This is a genomic window from Robbsia sp. KACC 23696 (assembly GCF_039852015.1).
In the GTDB taxonomy this organism is placed as follows: domain Bacteria; phylum Pseudomonadota; class Gammaproteobacteria; order Burkholderiales; family Burkholderiaceae; genus Robbsia.
Genome location: NZ_CP156627.1, coordinates 1,250,679 through 1,276,920, shown reverse-complemented (window position 1 = coordinate 1,276,920; position 26,242 = coordinate 1,250,679). Strand labels below are relative to the sequence as shown.

The 26,242-nt window shown below is 60.6% G+C and carries 23 protein-coding genes; 7 read left to right on the top strand and 16 right to left on the bottom strand.

Annotated elements, in window-relative coordinates; genetic code table 11:
• The first annotated feature begins 37 nt into the window (after positions 1–37).
• Together aroD and ABEG21_RS20195 are read left to right on the top strand one after the other, a co-directional pair.
• Positions 38–871 (top strand): type I 3-dehydroquinate dehydratase, encoded by an 834-nt coding sequence (aroD, locus tag ABEG21_RS20200; protein ID WP_347557209.1) that lies wholly within the window; start codon positions 38–40, stop codon positions 869–871.
• Positions 872–1,128: 257 nt separating this feature from the next.
• A complete protein-coding gene (locus ABEG21_RS20195; protein ID WP_347557208.1) occupies positions 1,129–2,985 on the top strand; it encodes an EAL domain-containing protein in 1,857 nt (618 codons plus the stop codon).
• A 29-nt stretch (positions 2,986–3,014) separates the two neighbouring features.
• On the opposite strand, the gene ABEG21_RS20190 is transcribed toward ABEG21_RS20195, so the two are convergent.
• The 9 genes from ABEG21_RS20190 to ABEG21_RS20150 are packed head-to-tail and all read right to left on the bottom strand — an operon-like array spanning position 3,015 to position 12,210.
• Positions 3,015–5,024, bottom strand: coding sequence for an AMP-binding protein (locus tag ABEG21_RS20190; RefSeq protein WP_347557207.1), 2,010 nt, complete (start codon positions 5,022–5,024; stop codon positions 3,015–3,017).
• 31 nt (positions 5,025–5,055) lie between these two features.
• On the bottom strand, positions 5,056–6,339 hold the full coding sequence (locus tag ABEG21_RS20185) for an MSMEG_0569 family flavin-dependent oxidoreductase (RefSeq protein ID WP_347557206.1): 1,284 nt from the start codon (positions 6,337–6,339) through the stop codon (positions 5,056–5,058).
• A gap of 36 nt (positions 6,340–6,375) precedes the next feature.
• Entirely contained in the window at positions 6,376–6,663 is a 288-nt protein-coding gene (locus ABEG21_RS20180) for an MSMEG_0570 family nitrogen starvation response protein (RefSeq protein WP_347557205.1), read from the bottom strand.
• The gene (locus tag ABEG21_RS20175) at positions 6,656–7,942 is read right to left on the bottom strand and encodes an MSMEG_0565 family glycosyltransferase (RefSeq protein WP_347557204.1); all 1,287 of its coding nucleotides are present in this window, start codon (positions 7,940–7,942) and stop codon (positions 6,656–6,658) included. Before ABEG21_RS20175 ends, ABEG21_RS20180 begins: the two co-directional genes overlap by 8 nt.
• Positions 7,935–8,978: a sll0787 family AIR synthase-like protein gene (locus ABEG21_RS20170; protein ID WP_347557203.1), complete on the bottom strand. Its 1,044-nt coding sequence runs from the start codon at positions 8,976–8,978 to the stop codon at positions 7,935–7,937. Before ABEG21_RS20170 ends, ABEG21_RS20175 begins: the two co-directional genes overlap by 8 nt.
• Positions 8,975–9,553 (bottom strand): MSMEG_0567/Sll0786 family nitrogen starvation N-acetyltransferase, encoded by a 579-nt coding sequence (locus ABEG21_RS20165; RefSeq protein WP_347557202.1) that lies wholly within the window; start codon positions 9,551–9,553, stop codon positions 8,975–8,977. The genes ABEG21_RS20170 and ABEG21_RS20165 overlap by 4 nt, the downstream gene beginning before the upstream one ends.
• Before the next feature lie 2 nt (positions 9,554–9,555).
• Positions 9,556–10,686, bottom strand: a complete 1,131-nt coding sequence (locus tag ABEG21_RS20160; protein ID WP_347557201.1) for an MSMEG_0568 family radical SAM protein — start codon at positions 10,684–10,686, stop codon at positions 9,556–9,558.
• Complete coding sequence (locus ABEG21_RS20155) at positions 10,595–11,710, bottom strand: Nit6803 family nitrilase (RefSeq protein WP_347557200.1); 1,116 nt, start codon at positions 11,708–11,710, stop codon at positions 10,595–10,597. The genes ABEG21_RS20160 and ABEG21_RS20155 overlap by 92 nt, the downstream gene beginning before the upstream one ends.
• A gap of 17 nt (positions 11,711–11,727) precedes the next feature.
• Positions 11,728–12,210 carry an MSMEG_0572/Sll0783 family nitrogen starvation response protein gene (locus ABEG21_RS20150; RefSeq protein ID WP_347557199.1) on the bottom strand — a complete coding sequence of 161 codons (483 nt, stop codon included), beginning with the start codon at positions 12,208–12,210 and terminating at the stop codon, positions 11,728–11,730.
• A 438-nt stretch (positions 12,211–12,648) separates the two neighbouring features.
• Between ABEG21_RS20150 and ABEG21_RS20145 the strand changes: the two genes are divergently transcribed.
• Positions 12,649–14,043: a PLP-dependent aminotransferase family protein gene (locus ABEG21_RS20145; protein WP_347557198.1), complete on the top strand. Its 1,395-nt coding sequence runs from the start codon at positions 12,649–12,651 to the stop codon at positions 14,041–14,043.
• Positions 14,044–14,144: 101 nt separating this feature from the next.
• On the opposite strand, the gene ABEG21_RS20140 is transcribed toward ABEG21_RS20145, so the two are convergent.
• Positions 14,145–14,558 (bottom strand): DoxX family protein, encoded by a 414-nt coding sequence (locus ABEG21_RS20140; protein WP_347557197.1) that lies wholly within the window; start codon positions 14,556–14,558, stop codon positions 14,145–14,147.
• A 137-nt stretch (positions 14,559–14,695) separates the two neighbouring features.
• Here ABEG21_RS20140 and ABEG21_RS20135 point away from each other — a divergent pair, with 137 nt between their 5' ends.
• Complete coding sequence (locus tag ABEG21_RS20135) at positions 14,696–15,595, top strand: LysR family transcriptional regulator (protein ID WP_347557196.1); 900 nt, start codon at positions 14,696–14,698, stop codon at positions 15,593–15,595.
• 211 nt (positions 15,596–15,806) lie between these two features.
• Here ABEG21_RS20135 and ABEG21_RS20130 read toward each other — a convergent pair whose 3' ends face one another.
• The 5 genes from ABEG21_RS20130 to ABEG21_RS20110 all read right to left on the bottom strand — a co-directional run bounded on the left by ABEG21_RS20130 (position 15,807) and on the right by ABEG21_RS20110 (position 20,337).
• Positions 15,807–16,721 carry an ABC transporter substrate-binding protein gene (locus tag ABEG21_RS20130; protein ID WP_347557195.1) on the bottom strand — a complete coding sequence of 305 codons (915 nt, stop codon included), beginning with the start codon at positions 16,719–16,721 and terminating at the stop codon, positions 15,807–15,809.
• Between the two features lie 35 nt (positions 16,722–16,756).
• A complete protein-coding gene (locus ABEG21_RS20125) occupies positions 16,757–17,272 on the bottom strand; it encodes a flavin reductase family protein (protein WP_347557194.1) in 516 nt (171 codons plus the stop codon).
• A gap of 60 nt (positions 17,273–17,332) precedes the next feature.
• A complete protein-coding gene (locus tag ABEG21_RS20120; protein ID WP_347557193.1) occupies positions 17,333–18,655 on the bottom strand; it encodes an LLM class flavin-dependent oxidoreductase in 1,323 nt (440 codons plus the stop codon).
• 63 nt (positions 18,656–18,718) lie between these two features.
• Positions 18,719–19,492: an amino acid ABC transporter ATP-binding protein gene (locus tag ABEG21_RS20115; RefSeq protein ID WP_347558095.1), complete on the bottom strand. Its 774-nt coding sequence runs from the start codon at positions 19,490–19,492 to the stop codon at positions 18,719–18,721.
• A 26-nt stretch (positions 19,493–19,518) separates the two neighbouring features.
• A complete protein-coding gene (locus ABEG21_RS20110) occupies positions 19,519–20,337 on the bottom strand; it encodes an amino acid ABC transporter permease (RefSeq protein ID WP_347557192.1) in 819 nt (272 codons plus the stop codon).
• 252 nt (positions 20,338–20,589) lie between these two features.
• On the opposite strand from ABEG21_RS20110, the gene ABEG21_RS20105 reads away from it, so the two are divergent.
• The 3 genes from ABEG21_RS20105 to ABEG21_RS20095 all read left to right on the top strand — a co-directional run bounded on the left by ABEG21_RS20105 (position 20,590) and on the right by ABEG21_RS20095 (position 23,008).
• On the top strand, positions 20,590–21,507 hold the full coding sequence (locus ABEG21_RS20105; protein WP_347557191.1) for a LysR substrate-binding domain-containing protein: 918 nt from the start codon (positions 20,590–20,592) through the stop codon (positions 21,505–21,507).
• A gap of 68 nt (positions 21,508–21,575) precedes the next feature.
• A complete protein-coding gene (frmR, locus tag ABEG21_RS20100) occupies positions 21,576–21,851 on the top strand; it encodes a formaldehyde-responsive transcriptional repressor FrmR (protein WP_347557190.1) in 276 nt (91 codons plus the stop codon).
• Positions 21,852–21,898: 47 nt separating this feature from the next.
• Positions 21,899–23,008: an S-(hydroxymethyl)glutathione dehydrogenase/class III alcohol dehydrogenase gene (locus ABEG21_RS20095; protein ID WP_347557189.1), complete on the top strand. Its 1,110-nt coding sequence runs from the start codon at positions 21,899–21,901 to the stop codon at positions 23,006–23,008.
• Positions 23,009–23,078: 70 nt separating this feature from the next.
• Here ABEG21_RS20095 and ABEG21_RS20090 read toward each other — a convergent pair whose 3' ends face one another.
• The gene (locus tag ABEG21_RS20090) at positions 23,079–26,210 is read right to left on the bottom strand and encodes a CheR family methyltransferase (RefSeq protein WP_347557188.1); all 3,132 of its coding nucleotides are present in this window, start codon (positions 26,208–26,210) and stop codon (positions 23,079–23,081) included.
• Between the last annotated feature and the right edge of the window lie 32 nt (positions 26,211–26,242).

Genomic DNA, 26,242 nt, shown 5'->3' with positions numbered 1-26,242 from the left:
CTTGCCTGACAGGTACGCGGCTTGCACCACGGGTGCCATGAATACGACACCCAACCCCACACACGCCCCCCACGCCAACGCGACGACGCATGCCGCCTCGCCGTCGACGGTGCAAGTAAAATCCGTGGTCATCGGCAGCGGTCGCCCGAAGATCGTCGTGCCAATCACGGCCACGGACCAAGACGAGGCGCATTCGATGGCGCAGGCCATCGCCGCCAGTCCGGTCGCCGACCTTGCCGAGTTTCGTATCGATTATCTGCGCTGGGATTGGCCCCCTAGTCGTGTGTCCACGCTATGCCAGTCCCTGACCGAGATACTGAAAAACAAGCCGCTGCTCGTCACCTTCCGCACCAAGGACGAGGGTGGCGCGCGCGCGATATCCGCCGATGATTACGAGGCGCTGTACACGGCCGTCCTGCGCGATCGCGCGGCGGACCTGATCGATCTGCAAATGATGATCGAGCGGCCGCACGTCGCGCGTCTGGTCGCGCTGGCACGTCAGCAGGAAGTGGCGGTGGTCATATCGCATCACGATTTCCAAGATACGCCAGAGACATCCGTTTTGATATCGCGCTTGCGAGAGCAACAGGACATGGGCGCCGATATCTTGAAAATCGCCGCGATGCCCCACGGCCCCGGCGATACGCTGCGCCTGATGCAAGCGACGTGGGAGATGTACAGCCGCCATGCACGCCAACCTCTGCTCAGCATGGCGATGGGACCGGACGGCGTCGTATCGCGTCTTTCCGGTGCGCTGACCGGCTCTGCACTCAGCTATGGCAGCATCGGCGCGTCTTCCGCGCCCGGTCAATTGGACGCTGGAGACCTGTACCGCATATTATCGATCATCGATACGTCCGCGCACGCATAACCGCTACCCCATCCGACACCGTCGACGATCTTGCGCGTCTCACGCGTGACGCCGATGGGCTCTGCACGGAGTGCTTACGAAGATGCCAATTTGAGATGGTCTTGCATACGGTATCATGGCGGTCGATCCGGCAAACGTCATCGGAAGAAGCACAAAGCGTTGTTGCTTTTCTCCGCGTGACACACTTTATTCATATTCAGGGCCGATTTGCCGTCATCACCGACGCGAGTCGACGACCTGGTACCGCATGGCACATCATGTTGAGAGCTTTTTCGAACGGCATCGTTCGTCCCGAGGTCAAGCAGCGCTTCGTCGCTGACTCCCTCGCGCAACAGCGGCGCTTTTGTACGACGATGATGTCGTACTCGGTATTGGCCTTCATCGTCGCATCGATCGTGCGGCAGCTCAGCTATGCCGACGCCAGTCCGATCAGTTATCGCCTGCTCTGTACCGCTGCATTGGCGGCGCTGAGCTTCTTGATCGCACGTGCACGCACACCGGCCTTTTTTGGACTGATCGGCCTCGCCTTCGTGCTGGTGCTCGAATGCGGCATGTGGCTGAACGCGGCGCATGCAAGCGACCCGCTATGCTGGATCCTCCCCAGCATCGTGATGATTCCGGTGTTCGCGTCGCCGCTGTGGCTGACACCCGTTCACTTCGTCATCGGCACAGCCAGCTTTTTCGCGCTCGGCTCGGTGATGGTCAACACGCTCGACCTACGTCATGACGCGGAAATCCTGTGCGTTTTCTGGGGACTGGTCAGCGTCGCCGCCTGCGTGATTTTCGAGACGGGCTTTTATCGCTTCCGTTTCCGGCACTTCCAGCTCAAGCGGCGCGTCGAAGCGTTGGTTCGTGCGCAACATCCCGCCGCCGTGGACGCGAGTCTGTTGCAAACGCCGGCTTCGTGGGCCGGCATCGATCTCAAATCGCACTTCCAGCCTTTGTTCAGCCTCTCGCACCAAAAGGCGGTCGGGTTCGAAGTACTATTGCGCGGCCATCGCGCGGATGGCACGGCGGTGTCTCCGCCCCATATTTTCAGCGCGGATCCCAAGGCAGATCTATCCGATCTCGATCGACTGACGCAGCGCTTGCACCTGACCACGGCGCGCCGTGCTTTGCCGCAAGGCGCATGGCTCTTCCTGAATGTGCTGCCCGCGACCTTCCTGCGGCCCGACCACCCGGCGTTTCTCGCCGACCTCGTCGAGAACGCCGGTCTTGTCACGTCGAACGTCGTCATCGAAGTCCTCGAATCACAAGGCGGCGATATCACCGCATTGTCGGAAGCCGCCGCACGATATCGTCATAAAGGTTTCCTGATCGCGATCGACGACTTCGGCGCGGGACATTCCAACTTGGACCGTCTGCTCCGGATTCAGCCGGACATCGTGAAACTGGATGGCGAACTGATCCGGGCACGCTGCCGCGCCACCACGCAACCGATGCTGCCTTATCTCGTTTCCCTGCTGCACAACGTCGGGATGCTAGTCGTCGTCGAAGGCGTCGAGACCGCCGAGGATCTGCTTCTGGCGGTGGAATCGAATGTCGATATCGTGCAGGGCTATTTGCTCGGCCGGCCCGATCTCGCCGCCAATCTGACCGTGTCGGGAAGCAGCGAACGCGTTGAGCAAGCGTTCCAGCAAGCCGGTGATATGCGCGCCGCGCAGCGGCAGACCTACGAAGCGCGCCTGCAACCGTATCTGGCGGCCATGCGACAGTCGGTGCAGTTGCTACAGGAAGAAAGCCTGCCGTTCGACAGCTTTCGCAAAAGCCCGATACTCACGTTGCCGCTATGCTATGGCTGTTATCTGCTGGACGCATCCGGCCGCCCCTTGGCGGACCCGAGCTATCCGAGTGGCCGTCCGCCCCCCATTCCGCGCTTTCCCCCCATGGCGAGTAACTTGGACACGCGTTGGGATAACAAACCGTTTTTCGTCGCCGCATTAGCCTCGATCGGGCAAGCCGTGTTCAGCCAACCCTATCATTCGTTGACGAGCGGACGCGCCTGCGTGGCGCTGGCCTGTGCCATCCCGCACCGGGATCAATTGGTGGTGCTGGTGACCAAACTCGATTGGACCTCTCCGTCGCTGCCCTGGCCGGTCGCCACCCCGTTGTAAGGGATTCGGGCGCACCGTCTCGGTATCGCTCAAGCGGACGACGTAAGCAATGCGCCGCGTTGTTCCGCGAATGCCCGGGCCAGGTCGCCGATCACGGCCTGCAACTCCGGCACGTTCATCTCTTCCGCCGTACGCCCTTCCATCACGCTTTTTAAGACACGGCGCAACAACTTTCCGGAGCGTGTTCGCGGCAGTGCGGGCACGCATACGATGCGCCATGGCCTGGCGTGCGAACCGATGCAGCGCACGGCCGATGCACGCAGCCGTGCGATAACGGCGGCGGCCTCCGTAACGGCATTGTCCGCGGCACGACCGCCGTCGGTCGAGCCTGCAGCCTCCAGCGCCCCCAACTGCAAGACGACGAAGGCGACCGGCGCCTGCCCCCGCAGTGCATGCGCGATACCGACCACGGCGACCTCTGCCACCGCATTGTCCGCCAGCAATACCGCTTCTATTTCACGCGTTCCCAGGCGCTTGCCACTGACGTTGATCACGTCGTCCGAACGCCCGAGGAGTCGCAGGTCGCCATCGGCATCGACGACAGCCCAATCGAACGTCTGATACGCCCAACTCGCATGCTTGCGCCAATACAGACGACGATAATCATCGTCGCGCCGCCAGAGCGTTGTGAAACAGCCTGGCGGCAAGTGCCCCTCGGCGATCAGCAGCCCCTGCTCCCCCGGTGCGCAAGGCATGCCCGTCGTCTCGTCGATCACGCGCAGCCGATAGCCCGGAGCCGCCCGGCCCGGCGAGCCGCACTTCCGCCGTCGGGTTCGATCGGCGTCTGTCTCGAAAATCGGCGTCGCGATCATCGGCGTGCCACTTTCGGTCTGCCAGTAATGGTCGACGACCGGGCAAGCCAACGCCGCTTCGACCCACGCCGACGTCGGCTCGTCGAGCGGCTCCCCTGCAAGAAACAGGGTGCGCAATGTCGGCAGCGCCTGCCGTTGAAAATGGCTTGCCCCATGGCGCTTCAGCAAGCGCATCGCCGTCGCGGACGACAACATCAGGCCGACACGATAGTGCGCGACCAGACGCCACCAGACGCCCGGATCCGGTTGGGTTGCTTGCCCCTCGTACAGCACGCTGCACATGCCCATCAACAAGGGGCCATACACCCCGTAGCTGTGTCCGACGACCCAGCCGAGATCCGATGTCGCAAAAAACGTCTCGCCGGCTTTCGCCTGAAACAAAAGCGTCATCGACGTCATCAGCGCGACCGCATAACCACCGGTATCGCGCTGCACCCCCTTTGGTGCGCCGGTCGTACCCGAGGTGTAGAGCACATAGGAAGGTGCGCTCGATTCCCGCCAGACGCAGGGAAGGATGGCATCGGCGTATTCGCGACGCAGCGCGCCATACGCGAAATCGCGTCCGGTCTCGGTTCGATACGGCAGGATCCCGCGATCGACCACGACCACGGGACAGCGATACGCCGCTTGCGCGAGCGCGTCGTCTACCCATGCCTTGTACGGCACCGCGCGCCCCGATTGAAAACCAGCGTCGGCGCAGATCAGCAAGGCGGGCGCCGCGTCGTCTATGCGCGCCGCCAGACTGGCTGCCGCGAAGCCGCCGAATACGACGACATGAATCGCGCCGATACGTGCACAGGCGAGCATCGCGATGGCCGCTTCCGCGATCATCGGCAGGTAGATCAATACGCGATCCCCTTCTCCGACACCCAGCCCGCGCATCGCGGCCGCCATCGCATTGACCTCGTCGTATAAGGCCCGATAAGTCAGCACCTGCTCCTGCCCGGTTTCACCCGACACGGCGATCAACGCGGTCTGTTGCGATCGATCACGCAGGTGTCGATCCACCGCGTTATGGCATAGGTTCGTCCGTCCGCCTTCATACCACCGCGCGGCAGGCGCGTCACTGTCGTCGAGGACCTGCCGGTAGGGTGTTTGCCAATCGATCAACGCGGCTTGCGCGCCCCAAAACTGCCGTGGGTCTGCAAGCGCATCGGCCAGCAGCGCATCATAAGTCGCATACGAGTCCGGCACGGACGGCAAGGAAACAGAATCGGGCTGGCGCATTTTCCGTTTTCTCTCTATTCACGGGGCAGGTTCACGCAGCATGCGATACGTCGGCTAACGCACTGTCCGATCGTCGCTCGCGAATCGCCGACAAAAGATGCGCCGCATCGCGCGCAATGCCGGAAAAGCGACCCGAGCCCCAGGTGTACTGCCACGGAAGACCGAGGAAATACAAACCGGGCGCGGCCGTCACGCCCCGGTCGTGTCCGGGATACCCGCGGCCGTCGAAGATCGGTTCGGCGATCCAGCTGAAGTCCGTACGAAAGCCGATGCACCACACCACGGCAGATACGTTCGACGCCGACAGATCCAGCGTCTGCGGCAAGTCCGCCGGGGGATGCCATAGCGGCACGTAACGCGCTTCGATGGGCGCTACGATACCGTGTGCCTCGATATGCCGATCGATACCATCCTTGATGCTTTCCGAGACAGCGTCGGCATTATCGAGATAACCCGCCAGGCCGCCGCCGAACCGCGCCGTCGCGCCGTCGAGCCCCTCGAAACGCCCGTAGAGTCGCATGCCCTCCAAGGCGAATTTGCGCAGATCGATGTCACGACCGCCGTCGCGGCCGGTCACATAGTGATTCGTTTTCTCCCGCACGCCATTGCCCAGGGGATGACGGTCGACCGGGAGATCGTAGTACTGCATCAGATCGAGCCATTCGACGACGTCCTTGCCGCGATAGGTCCGCGCCACACGGGGCGCATCGCCGACGCACAGATGCACGCGACGGCCCGCGAGATGCAAATCCTCGGCGATCTGGCAGCCCGACTGCCCCGTCCCGACCACCAGCACTTCGCCATCCGGCAAGGAGGCCGGATTACGATAGGCGCTCGAATGAATTTGCGCGATATCGACAGGCAGCGTCGCGGCAGCCGCCGGCACGATCGGCGTGTGATAGCCGCCGACCGCTATCACGACCTGGTCGGCCGTGTAGTCCCCTTCACTCGTCGCGATGCGATAGGACGCGCCGTGGCGCCGCACGCCCAGCACGGTCACGCCTTCTCGCACCGGCGGCGCGAAGTACGCGACGAAGCCGTCGAGGTAGGCGACGATCTCGTCTTTCTTCATAAAGCCGTAGGGATCGTCGCCCTGATAAGGATAGCCGGGCAAGGTGCACTGCCAGTTCGGCGTTACGAGACAGAACGTGTCCCACCGTTCTTCGCGCCATGCATGCCCAAGCCGGTTCTTTTCCAGAACGACGTGCGATATGCCATCCTGTTTCAAGTAATAGCTGATCGACAAGCCGGCCTGGCCGCCACCGACGATCAGGACGTCATAGTGACGTGTTGAATTCTGCGCTGTATTTTGCATGATGCTTCTCTCGACATGAAACGAGGACCTGCGTCCTCAGGGTTCGAACGCTTCAACCAGGACCTGCGGATCGTCCGCGTCCGCGAAGCGCATCGCGGTGTCCTGAAGGATCTGCAACTGATCCATTGCAGCGGAACAGGCAAAGCCGTATTTCTCACGCACTCGCTCACTGCCGATGTTCAAGGCGGTGGCGCTGAGCGACATGAAGATTGCCAACGGGTACGATCGCCCCGCTTCGAGGTAGTCCCTGACAACCAGCGACGGCGAATAGCAGCGCGTCACGGTGTCGTCTGGCCAGCGCACGACAAAGCGCATCTCAGGCATCGAGCATCTCCTGTGTTCGGTTGGTTTCGAGATAACGACGGTAGAGGCTGTCGTGACGTTCGGCCGAGGCCTGCCAGGAAAAATCGGCGGAACGGCGCATGCCGGCGACGATCCGCGCATCGCGTTGCGGTGAAGCGATGACATCGCACAGGACGCGCGCGATGCCGGTGCTATCGAGCGGGTCGACCCAGGCGCATGTTTCCCGATCCAGATACTCGGTAAAGGGCGGGATTTGCGAGACGACCACGGGCAGCCCGCTGGCCATGGCTTCGAGCACGACCAGACCGAAACCTTCCTTCAGCGACGGAAACACGAAGGCATCGGCGCATCGATAGAGGGATGGCATGTCGGCATCGGCCACGGTGCCGGTGATCAGCACTGGCGGCGGAGCGTCATCGGTTCCCGTCGTGCGGCACTGCTGGCGACGCGGTGCGGAGTCCGACGCCCGCGAAGGGAGCAGGCCATGCGCCGCGAGCAAGTCTCGGCATGCATTTTGATACGTAGCGTGATCGAGCACGGAAGCGCCGCCAGCGATGACCAGTTGCGCATCGGGCAGGACGGAACGGACCTTCGAAAAGGCATCGATCAAAGTCAGCGTGTTCTTGCGCGATTCCAAGCCGCCTACGGTCAGGAACACCGGTGACCCGGTCAATCCATATCGCCGACGCACCACCTCGTCGCGCGCGGCGGGAACAGCGGAATAGCGACGTGTATCGACGCCATTGCCGACGCATTCCGCCGTCACGCCATGCTCCCGCGCAAGCAGATCCTGCCAAGTCCGGCTAACGCACAAGCGTTGCGCCGCTTGCCGATAGCCCCGTTCCTGCCATGCCGCGAGCTGCGGATCCTCGAAGTGATCCAAGTGATGTATGGTGCGGATATACGACGGTATCGTGCCGCGCTCCACCAGATCGGCGAGGGCATTCGCGCTGATCGAGTCCTGCGCGTGATAGATATCGAACTGCCCGATGTCGGACGTGCGGAAATACTGCACATACGCATCGATCCCTTGCCGGACCCGCTCGACGATCCCGCTTGCTTCCATCGGTGTATCCAGCGCCTGAAAATGGCAGCCGCTTTTCCGGAAAAGACCCTGTGCCCGCGGATCCGGCGCAAACAAAGTGACGTCATGACCCAGAGCGTGCAAATGCTCGCTCAGGCTCAACGCGTGAACAACGCCGCCGCGCGGATTCACGGAATGGGTCAGCATGGCAATCCGGAGCGCTGCCGTGCAGCGTGCCGTCGTCGGCAGCGCTAGAGAAGCGGCGTGCTTAACCATCTCGGCGCCCCCTTCCTGGACCGCATCCGATCAGGTCATCCGTCTCAAAATTCCAGAACGGCGTTGACGCGCCGGACATCGTCAACGTCACCTTACGCGAATCGTCGATGCGGCCAATGGCGGCACACGCAATCTCGCGTCGCGCGAAACGATCGATTACTTCCTGCAAATGGGCGTCCCGAACGCTGAGCAGAAATCCATAGCTGGGAAAGGCGCTCAACCATTTCAGGAGCGGCACATCTGCTGGACGCGGTATCGCGTCGATATCGATCGTCGCCCCGACTCCCGAGCACTCGAGTAGCATCAAGGCCGTACCAATGACGCCGGCCATGCTGATATCTTTCGCGGCCAGCGCAAGGCCATCGGCGGCGATCTCCGGCAACAATTCCAGGTCGGCGCGTAGTCGCGCCGACGGCGCGCCGACACTGGCATTCCAATTGGGATAGGGATCCTCGAAACGCCCACGCAAGTCGATCGCCATGACCAGATGATCGCCGGGACGTGCATCGAAGCTGCTCAGCAGATGCTTGGCGCGCCCGATGATCGATACGGCTAATTGCGCCCGATCCGTGCGGCGATTGCTATGGCCGCCGACAATCGGCACGCCGTACACCTCGGATGCCGCCCTCAGCCCGTCGAGAATCGGCTGCGCCGCATCGCCTTCGCGGCTCCATAACGCGTCGACGACGGCGATCGGCCGGCCGCCCATCGCATAGATATCGCTAACGTTGACCATGATGCCGCAATAGCCGGCAAACCAGGGCTGCTGCTCGACGAACGCGTTGATAAAGCCCTCGATCGCAAACAGCAGATAGCCGTCGCCATCCGGAATGGCTGCACAATCGTCGCCCAACAAGATCGCGTCGGACGGCATCGTGCCTTCCGGTGTCACCGTTCGCAGCGCGCGCATCACCGCCTCGATGTCGCGCTTGTGCGCGAGGCCGCGAGACGCACGCAGCGCCTCGGCCAGCGTATGCAGCGCTAGCGCGGCGTCAGTGCGTTGGCCACTCTCATCGGCATCCGGCGTCGCGTTCATGACGTGCTCCTCGGCGGCGCGAGATCGAGTTCACCAACGGCATTGGGTGGGTAATAGCTGAGATCGGCCTGCATCAAACGGTGTACGACCCCATAGGCCTCGACGTCGCACAAGCTCTGCCAATGCAGCCGCCGAAACAAGGTCACGTTTTGCGGTTGTACCTCGGCAAGAAAGGTGTGGCAACCGCGGGCATGCGCGGTACTGACCGCCAGCTTGATCAAACAGCTACCGATATTGCCGATGCGGCGCGCGTGTCGCGCTACCGCCAGGCGCGAGCCATGCCAGACGCCGGGCTCGGACATATGGATTCGCACGGTCCCGATCACTTCCGGTCCGGCTTCGGTTTCGCGCAATGCCACGATCAGCACGGCATGCGCGTCGATCGCATCCAGATCGTCGCGCTCGAACAAAGCCTGTTCGGTGCAAAACACTTCCCGACGCAATTGGCGCGCGCCGGCCTGCTCCCACGGCGACACGGCAAGCTTGACGCGAATCGCGCAAGTGTCAGGACTCGTTGGCGCCGGCAGTGCCGTCCCGCGCGCCATCGAAACAGCGGTTTCGACTATCGCGTTCATCGTTATCGCCGCTCCAGGCTCGACAACGACGAACAGGCGCCACACTTGCCGCAACCGGCCTTGATGTCGCCCGAGGCCATGCCCGCCGCAGCCAGACTATCGGCGATCGGTTGTAGCAGATTACGCATGAAGCCGGCGTCCGGCGCGGGATGGTCCTCCAGAGGCGTGCCAGAAATAGGCACGAATGGCACGACGAAGGGATAGACGCCCAGCGCGATCAGGGTCTCGCTCATGCGGATGATGGCATCCGGGCTATCGCCGAGACCGGCCAGAATGTAGGTACTGACCTGCCCCTTGCCGAACACCGCCACCGCGGCTTCGAACGCATCCATATAGCGCGACAGCGGCACGCTGGCTTTTCCTGGCATGATCCGCGCACGCACCGCAGGCGTGACCGCTTCCAGATGCATGCCGAGCGTGTCGATTCCGGCGTCGTGCATCCGGCGAAACCATGCATCGTCGTCCGGCGGCTCGCACTGACCTTGAATCGGCAGATCCACCGCGGACTTCACGCCGAACGCACTTTCGCATAGCAACTGCGCACCGCGATCGGTGGCGTTCGGGGTACCGGTGGTCATCACCATGTGTTTGACCCCGTCCAGCAGGACCGCCGCGCGTGCGACCTCGCCCAGTTGTTCGGGCGTCTTGCGCAGAATCGTGCGCCCGGCGGCCAACGACTGTCCGATCGCACAGAATTGGCAGGACTTTCGCCGACTCTCGTACCGGATACAGCTCTGGAGTATCGTCGTGGCCAGTACATCGGCACCGTGCAGCGCCGCTATCTTGGAATAAGGGATCCCGTCGAGCGTCTGCATCTTATAAAAGCGCGGCTCACGCGGAAATGCGACGACGCCCACTTCCACGCCGTTGCGCATGATCCGGCTTCGGCCGTCTCGACCCGGTTGCTCCGCTACGTACGGCGAGCGCCACGCGCCGGCCGTGTGCACCGGGATCATCACCGTATGTCCGTCCACGGTGACGGCCTTGTGATCCGACGGTCCGGCGCCGCCGCGACGACTCGGCGCGCCGGCACCGGGATTTTCAAGACGCAGACCGACCGATTGCAATTCCGTGATCAGTTCGCTTCCCGGCGTCGTCGCCGACGTCGCTACCGGTTTGATGGCTATCTGCATACGCAACCTTCGCTTGGTTGAACGTCTTCGGCGTCAGGTGCGCCATCGACGACGGAGTGGACGGCGATTTCGACATCGAATCGCCGGGAAACATCGACGTCATCGGCACGGCTGGTCGATCGTCGATCACGAGATGCAATAGTTCCGGACGCGCGTAATGGCCTACCGAGTCCATCATGCGTTTGCGCTTCAACACCAAGGACATGTCGAGATCGGCGATCACCATGCCTTCACCGGCGCGTAACGGCTCCGTCAACAACTGTCCTTCCGGCGAGACGATGGCGGTGAAGCAGCCACCGCGCAGCGCTTTCTGCCGCCCTGCATCAGGCTCGATGCGCGCGATCTGCGCATCGGTCAGCCAGCCCGTCGCGTTGACGACGAAACACCCGGATTCCAGCGCATGATGCCGAATCGTCACCTCCATCTGGTCGGCGAAGATCTGCCCAACCATCGAGCCGGGAAACTGCGCGCAATGGATCTCCTCGTGCTGCGCCATCAGGCTGTAGCGCGCAAGCGGGTTGTAGTGTTCCCAACACGCCAACGCCCCCACCCGTCCGACCGCCGTGGGCACGACCTTCAAGCCACTGCCATCGCCCTGCCCCCAGATCATTCTTTCGTGATACGTCGGTGTGATCTTGCGCCGCTTCAAAACCAGTTCGCCGTTCGCATCGAATATCAACTGCGTGTTGTACAAGGAGCCGTGATCGCGCTCATTGACGCCGAGGACGACAACGACACCATGCCGCCTTGCCGTCGCCCCGATCACCTCCGTGACAGGGCCGGGCACCACCACCGATCGTTCATAAAGCAGCAGATGTTCAGGACCCGATGCGAAGGGCGGCTTCACGAAGGAAAAGTACGGATAGTACGGAACGAACGTCTCGGGAAAGACGACCAAGTTCGCTCCTTCGGCGGCCGCTTCGGCAATCGCCGCGCACACTTTCTCAACGGTGCCATCGGCGCTCTCGAGGTCAGGCGCGATCTGCACCGCCGCGGCCCGTACCCGCTTTTCGTCGGATTTCATCGTTTCGCGGCCGTCGATCAAAGCGTCCACGTATCGAGAATGAAAGCATTGTCGCGACGGTGCAGCAGAACCAAGTCCAGCACATCGAGCGGATTGATCGGTCGAATGCCCGGAATCAAGGACGGCTCCCCATGGCCATATAACGCTTGCAGCGCGAAACGACAGGCGTAGACATTACCGCCCTCCTCGATGAATTTCGATATCTGCTTATTGAAATTCTGATGCCCCGGAAAGGCCTCGTCTCCCAGGCGTGGGAAGCCGCGCTGCACGCCCAACGTCACGCCCGGGCCATAGAGAAGAATGGAAGTATCGAAGCCCTTCCGTTTCAAACGCGTCGCCTGCAACAGATTGACGAAACCGATCGATCCCTCGAACGCGACGGTGTGGAACGTCACCAAAGCTTTCTCGCCCGGTTCGGCCTTCACATCTTCAAAGACCTTCTCTTCATAGTCGACCAGGAAATCTCCAGCGTTATGGGCAGGCTGACTGACTACAGGCATGATGTGACTCCTCTCGATGGATGGGGGCGTCGCTTCTCACGCGATTGGTGCGGAAGGCGTGCACTGACAGCGACGAAGCCATTGTATGCATCGGTCCTGCCAATCGATGAGCGGACGCGTCCCAATTGATCGGAGAAAATGCCAATCAATGTGTGCAGCCACCGCTGCGGCGTCGATGGGAATGGGCTTCGCCGCAAGCGCGTCGCGTCTTGGTTTCTTCGTTTTACGAATCAATCCGATCAATCCATCCATACAATCGATGCCATCTGTGATGCACTAAAACAGATAGCTGCGCGCCAGTTTGGTGCGAGAAGCCAGCACTGACTGGATTCGGTGCAAGGCGCACCGTGCTTTTCTTTCCCGATTGCATGGAAAATAAAAGTCGGTCAATGTAGCGACACGACGCATGCAATCGCGCATGCCGCTCCGAGAGTCGCCATGCAGAAACGACACGATAGCTGGCTGCCAAAACTGCCGAAAGGTGCGCGTCCGGTGTATCTCGCAATCGCCAATGCGATCGCGGAGGACATTGCAACCGGGCATCTGCAACCGGAAACGCGCCTTCCCACCCAGCGTGCGCTAGCGGTCGCGCTGGACCTGGACTTCACGACCATTGCACGCGCGTATTCGGAGGCACATCGGCGCGGCTTGATCGATTCCGTCGTCGGCCGAGGGACCTTCGTCTGCGGCAAGCGTCGACCGAAGATTCCGCGCGTGACGGAGGGGCGCCCCAACGTCGATATGTCGATGAATATGCCACCGGAACCGGATGCGCCCGAGCTGACCGCACTGATGCAGGCCGGCCTGTCACACGTCAATACGCAGTTGCGCGATCTGCTGCGCTACCAGGATTTCGGCGGCTCGCTCGATGATCGGGAAGCCGGGGCGTTGTGGCTGAGGCGTCGGGGTCTTTCCGTCGAACCGGAACGGATACTGGTCGTGCCTGGCGCACAGAGCGCGCTGATGACGATCCTGACGACATTGGTGGGGCCCGGCGGCGTGCTGTGCTGCGAAGACATGACCTATCCCGGATTAAGGGCCTTGGCCGGACAGTTGCATATCAAATTGATCGGCTTGCCGATGGATCGCGAGGGGATCGACGCCGTGGCATTTGCCGGCGCCTGCGCGCAATACGCGCCGAAAGCGCTGTACTGTAATCCGACATTACTGAACCCCACGACCTGCACGATGTCGCTTCCGCGACGGCAGGCGATCGTCGAGGTCGCGCGACACTATGACGTGCCGATCATCGAAGACGATGCCTATGGCTTCCTGCCGCGATCGGCGCCGCCGCCCATCGCCAGCATCGGCCCCGAGTTGACGTTTTATGTCACCGGCCTGGCGAAAAGCGTGGCGGCCGGCTTACGCATCGCCTACCTGGTTGCACCCGACCATCCCTTCGCTGCCCGCCTCGCCGTGGCGCTACGAGCGACGACGGTGATGGCATCGCCGATCACCTCGGCATTGGCCACACGCTGGATTCGCGATGGCATCGCGGACCTGGCATTAAGCCATATTCGAAAGGAATCGATGGCGCGCCAAAAAATCGTGTCGCGGATATTGCCGGCCGGCTGCTTCGACACGGAGCCGGAAGCGTTTCATGTCTGGATCCGTCTACCCGGCGAATGGCGCGCAACGGCATTTGCCGCGCAGATGAAGTCCACCGGCATCGGCGTGGTGGCGAGCAACGCGTTCGCCGTTACCCAGGAAGTGCCCGATGCCGTGCGGGTGTGCATCGGCGGCGTGGCGCATCGGGAAGAAATACAGCATGCGCTGGAGACGCTTCGCGACACGCTGGCAAGCACGCCATTAGCCCGTCCCGCGACTGTGTGAGCGCGCGACGCACGACGTGCGCGTCGTGCAAACGCGAAAAAGACCGCCGCTGCGCTGCCGGCGATCTTCTACTTGCAAGGCGGCCTCGGTGCCGCAACGCCTTACTTCCGGTCGATCGAATATTTGCCCGGACCCGTCACGGCGAGCAGGAACAGGCCGCCCATGATGGCGACATTCTTGAAAAAGTTGATCTCGTTGCCCATCGCTGCCATGCCAGTCTGTTTCCAGAACTGGTGTCCGATCATCGCCGTGGCCAAGGTATACAACGCCAACAAGAAAGCGATCGGCCGCGTGTAAAAGCCGACGATGATCGCGATGCCGAAGAAGAATTCGAATACGACGGCAATGATCGCCGCGAGCGTCGGCGCCGGATTGCCCAACGACGCCATATAGCCGACCGTGCCCGAGAATCCGGTCAATTTGTGGAAGCCGAAGAGCACGAATAGAATCATCAATAGGACCCGTGCGAGCAGAATTAGTTCGTCTTTCTGTTTGTCGAAGAGAGCGTAGCGCATGATTTTCTTGGATAAATGCGTTGAAAATGAGCCGAACTGATAAGGCCTGTCCGTCCGTCGATGGAACGCATAATAGGGAAGTTTTTCCTTTCATAGAAGTGATAAAATTAAGATAAAGTCCATCACCTTTATCGATCATGCTCGACGCGCTCAGCCTGGATCAGCTTCGTGTTTTCGTCGCGATCGCCGATAACGGCAGCTTTTCCGCTGCGGCGCGGGAACTCAAACGCGCACAGTCGGCGATCAGCAATGCGGTGCTCAATCTCGAAAGCGCGCTAGGTGTCGCGTTGTATGACCGAAGCGGTTGGAAGCCGGTCCTGACGCCGCATGGGGAGGCCTTGTTGACGGATGCGCGCGCCGTCCTGCTTCGCACGGAGCAGTTCAAGGCACGGGCCTATAGCCTGACCCGTGGCGTGGAGGCCGAGCTATCGATGGTCTTCGACGTGATGTATCCGGTGGCACGACTCGTCGATATCGTCAGACGGCTACGGCAGGCCTTTCCCAGTGTCGTCGTCCGCTTGCGTACGGAAGTGCTGGGCGGCGTGCCCGACAAAGTGCTGTCGGGCGAATGCGATCTGGGCGTCCAGGGTTCGCTGCCGGAGATCGACGATGCATTGCTAAGCCATCGGCTTCCCTCGATCCCCCTCGTGCCCGTATCGGCACCCACCTACGAACTGGCGGGCGAGACGGAACTCACGGCCGAGACCTTGCGACGCCACACGCAGATCGTCCTCAGCGATAATAGCGGCAGGACGTCGAACCGGACCTTTTCGGTATTCAGTAACGACCGCATCATGACTGGCGATCTCGGGTCGAAGCAGGCTTTGCTGCGGGCAGGGCTGGGCTGGGGCTATATGCCCCGCCACGTCGTCGAGAACGATCTCGCCGCGGCGAGCCTTGTTGAATTGGACTTGCACGACAAGGACCTTCAGTCGCGCGGCTTACCACAGTTTCTGATCTATCGACATGCCCACCCCCCAGGCCCTGCCGGTCAATGGGTCGCGGATCAGCTATTGCGCGCGGATTTTCAGGATTGACATACGGCAAGCGGCACCGAGTCCGGCCTCTCCTTTCTGATTCGCGCAGCCCAAGGGCCGTCGCCTATGCAACGCAGTCCGATGCCCTGCTCTCAGAGTTGGGCGTGCGCCATGAGACACATCGCTATCCGGTAGGCCATACGATGAATGATGTCGTCGTCGCCGACTTTTCGAGATGGGTTGCCGTACGCGCCGGTCTCGGCATGTCGCTTTAATAGGATGGATCGTTGATCGGGAAACGCGAAAAGCCGTCGGCGGGCGGCACATCCCACTTCTGCATCAGCGCGGCATAGCCTCCCGCTGCTTCGACACGAAGCAGCGCCTGACGAAACGCGTCGGCAAGTTGCCGACCCTCGTCATCCGTTCCAAAGCCGATACCGTAGGCGGAATTGTAGTAAAAGAAAGCCTGTCGGTACTTGTCCGGGAAACGGGATAGGTTGTAATTCGCCGCAGGCGAATCGATCCACGCGATCTGGTTCGCGCCGGTCGTCAGCGCGAGTAAGGTCATATTCGTATCGGGATAGGTCGCGATCGTCATCGGCTGTTTGCCTGCCGCCACGCACGCCTTGCTGATCTCGTAAGCCTGTTCGAGTTGTGCCGTTCCTCTCGGCAACCCCGCCGACACGCCGCACAGTTCGCTCAGGGCATGAACGACGAGGCGATTGCCGGGGACCGTCACGATTGTCTGCCCGACCTTCAGATAGTCGATGAAAGTAACCTGCCCGTGACGTGACGGGAAATCACCCAGCGACAGCAATACGTCGAAGCGTTTCGCGCTGAGGCCCGGAACCAGGGAGTCGAACGAGGTCTGAACGAATTGAAGCTTCAAACCGAGGAGCTTGGCGGCAGCGGTAAGGAGATCCGGCGTGAAGCCCGCGATATTACCGTCATCGTCGACAAATTTGATCGGTGCGATTTCCGGATTCACCGCCACCGTCAACGTACCTGCGCGCCGATAACGTTCCGGAACGGGCGGCAACGCAGGGACCGCGACCGCGCCGGCCGGTGTTTCGGAAACGGTCGCCGCCTGGCTAGGTTGACCCACGCACATCGCGAGCAATCCGAGCGCGGCGACAACCCCGCGCCAGGCGTTCGGCGTTCTTTTGAGACAATAGAAGAATGACATATTATTCCCGATCAGATGGTAGGCAAAATAGCGCGTCAGGGCTGGGGTGCGAGCGCCGAGGCAAAGCCACGTCGATGCCACAGCAGCGGACTGCTGTCCAATGCATCGTGCAACGTCGTGTCGACGATTTCCCCAATGAGAATGCTGTGCGAATAACCATCGTGCGACGCGATAAGGCGACACGCCAGAGACGCCACGCTCCCCACCAATATCGGCACGCCGTGTGACCCTGCACGCCAAGCTGACGGATCGAAGCGCGCCGCCCCCTTTTCGGATGTAAAACGCTCAGCGATATGGGGTTGCTTATCGGACAGCAGATTCACCGCGAAAACGCCACTCCGAACAATCAAGTCATGCACGCTCGCGTCCTTGTTGATGCATGCCAAAATGGTCGGCGGTGCCGCGGAAAGGCTGCACACGGAAGTCGCGAGGACCCCCGCTGGCAAAGCCCCGTCCATCGTCGTTATTGCCGTAATGCTGGTGGTGAAACGCGCCATCGCGTCACGAAACGACGTTGTGGTCGCGGGCGCGCTGTCAGCCTTGGTCTTCATGAGCATTTCCTAGACGCCGTGCTACGGTGTGCCAAAATAGGATGAGGGACATCACGCCATTCACATCCCGTATTCGAGCGTTCGAAGCCCGAGATTGCCGCGCAGCGTGCGAGCCTCATACTCGCTGCGAAACAAGCCCCGTCGGCGCAACTCTGGAAGAACGAATCGAATCAGATCGTCGATACCGTGCGGCAATGTTGGCGGACAAATATTGAAACCGTCGGCGGCGCCGCGTTTGAACCAATCTTCCATGACGTCGACAATGTCCGACGCGGTGCCGATCAAGTGGAAGTTGTTGCCGGAAGCGACGCGTTTGAATATCTGGCGAATCGTCAGATTGTCGCGACGTGCCAATGCGATCAAATTCTCGGCGATACTGCGCACTTTCTGCCCGCCCAGATCCGGCACGGGCCCATCGAGATCATAGGCAGACAGGTCACCCAGCGTTTTGTACAAGAGCGACAGACCGCTCAGCGGGTCGATCAGATCCTGCAGCTGATCGAATTTATCCTGCGCCTCCTGCCGCGTCTCGCCGACGTAAAGCATCAGCCCTGGCATGATCAGCATCTGTTCGGGTGAACGTCCGTATTTCGAGAGGCGACCCTTCAGATCGTCGTAATACGCTTTCGCACCGTCGAAATCGAGCGCATTGCTATAGACCACGTCGGCGTTTCGCGCCGCCAACTCGCGACCGGCCTCCGCGGCGCCCGCCTGTACGATGATCGGACGACCCTGCGGCGTGCGCGCGGAATTCAGTGGGCCGCGCACTTGGAAGTGCGTACCCTTGTGATGAGGGACGTGCAACTTCCGCTCATCGTAGAAAACGCCGCTTTCCTTGTTGCGCACGAAGGCATCGTCCTCCCAGCTGTCCCAAAGCTTCTTGACGACAGCGACAAATTCGTCGGCACGGTCGTATCGCTCCTCGTATCCCAAATGGGCGTCCCGACTGAAATTCCACGCTTCCTGTTCCGACCACGAGGTCACGACATTCCAACCCGCGCGCCCCCCGCTGATATGATCGATCGATGCATATTTCCGAGCGATATGGAAAGGTTCGTTATACGTGGTGGATGCCGTTGCAACCAGTCCGATATGCGACGTGTGCGCGCCAATTGCCGCCAATAGGGTCAACGGTTCGAGCTCCGCATTTTTCGAATCCCTTGCCAACGATCCCTTCGGCTCGTCATTGGCTCGAACGCCGATACCATCGGCGAAGAAGATCATGTCGAGCTTGGCATCCTCCGCTTTCTTCGCAGTGCTTAGAAAATAGCGAAAATCAATGGCACCATCGGCGGGTACCTCCGGATGCCGCCATGCGGCCATATGATAGCCTTGATATCGCATCGACAAACCAAGCCGCATCTTTTGCGTATCGCCTGACATGTTTTCTTCTCCTCGCATGAAATGGATCGTACAACGTGGTCCGCTCAATCGGACGGTCCACGCCTATCCTGGTTGATGGGTCATAAAGCGCCGGCAACGCTCCGTGCTGCCTCCGGCGAACATTTCATCGGGCGTTCCCTGGTCGACGATCTCCCCGCCATCCATCAACACCACGCGGCTCGCGACCTTGCGCGCGAAATCCATTTCGTGGGTGACGACGACCATCGTCGTCCCGGCAAGCGCCAGTTCCTGCATCACGTCGAGAACCTCGCCTACCAGCTCCGGATCCAAGGCGCTCGTTGGTTCGTCGAACAGCATGATGTCGGGCTCCATCGCCAGCGCCCGCGCAATTGCCACGCGCTGTTTCTGCCCACCGGACAATTGCCCGGGATAATGATGCATGCGATCAGCAAGGCCGACGCGTGCCAATAGACGCGCTCCCTGATCGAGCACCGTCTTCTTCTTTTTCCGTCCGACAATACGCGGCCCGGCCAAGACGTTCTCCAGCACCGTGTAGTGTGGAAAAAGATGAAAGCCTTGGAATACCATACCGAAGTGGCGGCGCTGTTCATCCAGCGTTTTTTTTGCCGCGCGCACGCACTTCCCTCCGCGCATTTCCGTACCAAGCGCCGCGCCGTTGAATCGCATCGTCCCGAAATCGATCAGCTCCAGCATATTGATGCAACGGAGCAAGGTGCTTTTCCCGGAACCCGACGGCCCGATGATCGCAACCACCTCACCCTTCGTCAGGGAGAAATCGATATCCTTCAATGCGGCAAACCCACCGAAATATTTGCCGATTCCGCACATTTCGAACAAGGGCGCCCCCGCGCTCATCACGCCGGCCTGATCCGTCGCAGCATTCATCTCACGCTCCCTTTTCCGAAGTGACGCTCCAATCGGTTCTGTACGAACATGGCCAGACTGGTCAGAAACAAGTACCAGGCACACGCGACGGTCAGCAAGGGGATTGTCTCGAAATTCGTCGCGTATATCAGTTGAACCGTCGTCAGCAATTCCACATAACCGATCACCGTAACCAGCGATGTATTTTTAAACATCGTGATCAGCTCGTTCGATAGCGGCGGAATGATGATGCGGACGACTTGCGGCACCACCACGTGCCACATCATCCGGAAATCGCTCATGCCCAGCGCTTTGCACGCCTCCTTCTGCCCACGATCTATCGCTGCGATGCCTGCCCGAAATATCTCCGCGCTATGACCGCCCAGGTATATCGCCAAACCAATGATTGCCGCGCTGAAACGAGAAATCAGCTGGTTCGTACTTACATCGAAGAGCGTCACGTGCAATAAAGGAAGCGAGAGCGCCACGCGCGGCACTAGCGCGGAAACGAAGAACAGAAAAAGGAGCATGGCAAGGGTGGGCGTTGCGCGGATGACCCATATATAGAGAAACCCCAAGGCACGCGGAACCGGATGGCGCGACATCCGACATGCCGCAACGACCACCCCGATAGCCAAGCCCAACAGGCTCGATAAACCCGTGAGAACCAGCGTGTTTCCCAGGCCCTTCAACACACGCGCACTGAACAGATAGTGCGCGACGACCGGCCATTGCCAACGCGGATTGCCGACGAAAAGCGCCCACGCCAGTACGACCATGATCGCCGCGAAGACATACCACAACACATCCGAGGCTTTTGCGCGGGTATGGATCATTTGACGCGGCCGTGTTGGCCGACCTGGCCGATCATCGTCACGGCACGGGTCCTGTACCCGCATCTCGTCGGACAGTGGTTTCTGAATATCAATGTGCACTAAGATTTCCCTCGGATGGTTATCCCGATGACGTGAGGGAAATATAGGCAGTAAAAATTATTACATCTATTCGAATTTTGTTCGATCAAAGCAAACAAATGTAATGACCTGCATAATGCGGCAGACGCAGCAACCCAAATTTGAGGTGTCCCTATGGCCAAGCTAAACGCGAAGCAAATGGACGTATTTGCCGCTGTGATGACCTACGGCTCGATCACTGCGGCAGCGCAACATCTGAACGTGTCGCAGCCGGCGGTAAGCCGGATGATCGAGCGCTTCGAAATGGAAGCGGGTTTCGTCGCCTTCGAAAGACGGCGTGGCAGGCTGATTCCCACCCCCGAATCCGAAATATTCTTTGCCGAAGTCCGACAGTTCTATCGCGGTATCGACTATCTAAACGACATTGCCCGCGAAATCGGAAGTACCCGACGCGGCTACCTTCGTATCGGCGTGTTTCCGGCGTTTGCAGAAGGGTGGATCACGCGAAGGGTGGCGCAATATCTCGAAAATAAGGAACAGATCTTCACGTCGGTGATACCGATGTCGACGGACAGCGTCGTCGATGCGGTGTCGCGCCAAACCATCGATCTCGGCATCGCCCTTCGCGCTTCCGATCGGGATGGCATCAGAGCGGAAGAAATCTGTCGCGCCGACATTGTTTGCATTGTTCCAAACGGTCATCGGCTCGCCGGACGAAAAAGCATCGAACCGGTGGATCTCTCTGGCGAGGATTTCGTGGCAATGGCGGATCGCGGTCCCACCCGAAACTACCTCGACACGATATTCAATTCCCTCGGCGTGGAGCGCAAGTTGCGCGCGGAAAGTCCGTGGGCGTCGACCGTCTGTCATATGGTTGCAGAACGGTTGGGCGTGGCCTTGATATTACGGGATGTGGCCGAGGAATTCGCCTTCCTCGGCTTCCATGTGCTGTCTTTCAAGCCCCATATGGAATACCAGGCGTTTCTGGTCAGCTCCACGGTCCGACCGCTTTCCGCCGCGGCTCAGGGTTTTCGCGCCATGCTGCTCGCACAATACAAGCCGAGTCGACCGAAGCGATCCCGAAGCCAGTAAACACGCTTTTACGATATTCCCGCGGCCGATGGTTTATACTCCCCCCAAGTATAAGGAGGACGCCCGACATGCCACACACCGCTGAAGAGAAAAAACGCGTCCTGACACGGGTACGACGCTTGCGCGGCCAGGTCGATGCGTTGGAAAGAGCCCTCGAGGAAGGCAGCGACTGCGGCCCGGTTCTTCAGCAAATCGCCGCAGTCCGCGGCGCTGTCAACGGTCTGATGGCCGGCGTGCTGGAAAGTCATCTGCGCGAGGAATTCACGCAGTTGGGCGAGGCCTCGAAATCTCAAAGAGCGTCGATCGACGATGTCGTGTCGCTCGTACGCTCCTACCTCCGCTGAACCGGGTTAACCAACCTGCCGTCGGCGCATTGAATCGGAGAAATCACATGAAATCAAGAGCCGCTGTTGCATTCGCTCCTGGCAAGCCCCTGGAGATCGTCGAAATCGACGTGGCCCCGCCGCGCGCCGGTGAGGTACTGATCAAGATCACGCACACCGGCGTCTGTCATACCGACGCGTTCACGATGTCGGGCGACGACCCCGAGGGCCTCTTCCCGGTCGTGCTGGGACACGAAGGTGCCGGCATTGTCGTCGAGGTCGGCGAAGGCGTGACCAGCGTCGTGCCGGGCGATCATGTCATTCCCTTGTACACGGCGGAGTGCGGCACCTGCCTCTTCTGCAAGTCCGGAAAGACCAACCTCTGCGTCGCCGTGCGCGCGACGCAGGGCCAGGGCGTGATGCCGGACGGCACGAGCCGCTTCTCCTACAACGGTCAGCCGATCTATCACTATATGGGCTGCTCGACTTTCAGCGAATACACGGTCGTGGCCGAAGTCTCGCTGGCGAAGATCAACCCGGCGGCCAATCCGGAGCACGTCTGCCTGCTGGGCTGCGGCGTGACGACCGGCATCGGTGCCGTTCATAACACGGCGAAAGTGCAGGAAGGCGACACCGTCGCCGTTTTCGGGCTCGGCGGCATCGGTCTGGCGGTGATCCAGGGCGCACGACAAGCCAAGGCCGGCCGCATCATCGCCATCGACACCAATCCGTCGAAGTTCGATCTCGCCCAGCTCTTCGGGGCGACGGATTGCCTCAATCCCAAGGATTATGAGAAGCCGATCCAGCAAGTCATTGTCGAAATGACCGGATGGGGCGTTGATCACACCTTCGAATGTATCGGCAACGTCAACGTGATGCGCGCGGCGCTGGAAAGCGCGCATCGCGGCTGGGGGCAGTCGATCATCATCGGTGTGGCCGGCGCCGGCCAGGAAATCTCGACGCGGCCGTTCCAACTGGTGACCGGACGCACCTGGAAAGGCACGGCTTTCGGCGGCGTCAAGGGCCGCTCCCAGTTGCCGGGCATGGTCGAGGATGCGATGAAGGACGAAATCCAACTCGCGCCCTTCGTCACGCATACGATGCCGCTGGACCGCATCAATGAAGCGTTCGATCTGATGCACGACGGCAAATCGATCCGCTCCGTCGTTCACTACTGATCGCCCATCGCGGCCGCGACACTGGCTTAACGAGACAGTGTCGCGACGTCCGGCGCAAGGCCGGGCGTAATCAGCCGCCGCCGAAGGCCTCGTCGTCCGACATCAGCGGGATGACGATATGGCAGGAAATCCCATCGGGCCGGAACAGCAGTTTGGTATCGGCACGCAGCGTCAACTTCAACGCTTTCTCGATCAGTTGGCGCCCAAAACCCACCTTGCTGTCGTCCGGCGGGATCGACAGACCCGTTTCGATCCAATCGATAAAGAGATAGTCCGGCGCGTCCCCAACGGATTCGACACGCCAGGACAGCGCCAGATGCGCATTCGCGTCGCGCAACGCCCCGTAATTCACCGCATTGATCGTCAGCTCGTGCAAGACCAGCGCAATCGTCTGGATATTCCGGAAACCCAACAACACGTGCGGCCCATTTAATGTGATGCGGGCACTGCCCGCCACGCCGAGCGCATCGAATTCGAGTCGAATGATCTCGTTGATATCGACAAGGTCACGCTCGGGCTGACCGATGAAACCCTGCAAGCGCCCCAGCGCGGCCAGACGATCGGTAAATGCCCCGAGCATGCGATCCGACGCCAAGGTTTGTTCTGCAATCGACTGAATCACGGTCAGCAGATTTTGCGTCCGATGCTGCAGTTCGCCGATCAAGACATCCTGCCGTTGCTCTGCAAGCACCATCCCGGTGATATCGACAAAGGAAATCACGACGCCATCGGATTTACGTTCGCCGTCTCGATACGGCGCCAGACGGACGAGGAAATGCGCCGTGCCATCGGTGCTGTTTGCCTGCCGCTCGAGTGGTTCGTCGCTGCGGAACGCCCGAGCGATATCGGCTTGCAATCCCGGCAGATCCAGTCGACTGACCAAGTCGGTAATCGGCCGACCGCGGTCGATCGAACGAATATGAAAGATCCCCGCCATCGCCGGCGTGAAAGAACGGATGACCAGATTCCTATCCAGAAATACCGTTGCCACCGACGTACTTTCGAAGAGATTCTGCAGATCGCTGTTCGATCGATCAAGCGCATCGATCTTCCCGTTTAATTCGAGATTGACGGTGTGCAGCTCTTCATTGAGGGAAACCAATTCTTCCTTGGATGCTTCCAACTCTTCGTTGGACGACTGCAGCTCCTCGTTGAGGGAAACGAGTTCCTCGTTCGAGGACTTCAACTCCTCCAGGGCCGTCTCGTATTCCTCCATCATCGACTGCAGGCGTTCGCGGGTGTCGCGCAATTCCTTTTCGAATTGCGCCGCGCTGCCGTCGTTGATCGCCTGCGCACGGAAGACCGCTTCCTCCCGGGTCAGCACGGGGCCCTGGTCCTCGAACACGACCAGATACATCTGATCGCCGTGCGTCGGATCGCTGAAGGGCTGCACGGTGAGATTCGTCACCTGCACCCGTCCATCCTCCCCCTCGACGACCACGCCTTCACGCGTCATGGCGCGGCCTGATTCCACCGCTTCACGGAACAGCGCGCGCAGTTCCAACCCCAATCCCTTGCGTGCCATCGCGAACAGTTGTCGCGTCGGCACGCCCGGCGCCGCTTCGAGATATTTGCCGGTGCGATTGGAGTAATAGACCACATCGGCATCGCGCGTCACCAGCACATGAGGCGGCGTGAAACGGTCGAGCATATGGCTGTCGACCGCAAGACGCAGCGACGCCCCGCCGAGCGGCGCCCGCGTCGGCGTCAGCGATGAGATATAGCCCACCTTCAGCGCCGCGACCGTCAACGGCAAACGAACCTGCGGCGCAACGTCGGCGCGCCGTTTGAAAATACGGTGCTTTTTATCGACCGGACTAAACAGCTCGTCGAATTGACTGACATTCTCCGAGGTGCCTAGAAACAGATATCCATCCGCTCGCAATGCGTAGTGGAACGTGGGAATGACCTGGTTCTGGACATCCGTGCCGAAATAGATCAGCAGATTGCGACACGATACGAGGTCGATGCGCGAAAAAGGGGGCTCACGAATCAAGCTATGCGGCGAAAAGATGCATAAATCTCGGACTTCCTTGGCGACCACATAGGTGTTGACATCCTTAACGAAGAATCGGCTACGCCTTTTTTCCGAGACGCCGTCGAGCAGCGGCTGGGGATAGCGTGCGGCGCGCGCGATCGACAGCGCCTGATCGTCGATGTCGGTGGCGAAGATCTGCACCCGCGGCGCCTGATCGAGCTTGTCCATCTGCTCGCGTAACAACATCGCGATCGAATAGACCTCTTCTCCCGTTGCACAGCCCGGCACCCAGACCCGGACGGTGTCTTTGCGGCCCCGGCCTTCGAACAGCTTCGGCAGCACGACATCGGTCAGCGCTTCGAATGCCTGGGGATCACGGAAAAAGGCGGTCACGTTGATCAGCAGATCCCTGAACAGCGCGGACACCTCTTGGGGATCCGCGTTCAGGCGATCAATATAGCGCTCTAGCGAAGGGACTTCCAGAACCTGTATGCGGCGCTGCACGCGCCGCAGGAAGGTCTTGATCTTATAGCCGCTGAAGTCGTGGCCGACCTGGTTTCGTAGGATCGTATAGATTGCCAGTCGCGCTTCCTCGCACTCCTCGATCTCCGCGGACTCGCCTGCGTTTTCGGTCAGCGTAAACGATCCGTCGGCAAAGCGGGCAAGCTTCGCTCCCATCGCATTCACCGGCAAGGCGAAGTCGACCACGCCGCTGGCGATGGCGCTGGAAGGCATGGCCGGATGTGCAGGGCCGTCGTCATCACTCACTTGCGCCATCGTCAGCCCGCCGCGTTCCTTGATCGCGCGTAGACCCAAAGTACCATCGGAATCACCACCGGACAGAACCACACCGACAGCCGCTTCGCCCACATCATTGGCCAAGCTGCTGAGAAAAAAGTCGATCGGGTTGCGCTCCGGTTGACTCGGCCCTTCCAAGGTCAGTTGAAAGGTCCGGTCCGCAATAGCGACGATTGCGCGCGTGGACAGCAGATAGACGGTGTCGATCTCGATTGTGCCGCGATCGACGATCGTCGACACTGGCATGCTGGTATAGCGCGCGACGATCTCCGGCAACATGCTTTTACGATCCGGGCCTAGGTGGGTGACGATCACCACGGCCAGCCCTGGCGATGAAGTCAGCCCGCGAAAAAAGCCTTCCAAGGCCTCCACCGCGCCGGCAGAGGCGCCGATGCCCACGATGGGAAAGTCCGTTCTGGCCGTCATTGTCATGCTCTCGTTTTGACTCCGCTCGATAG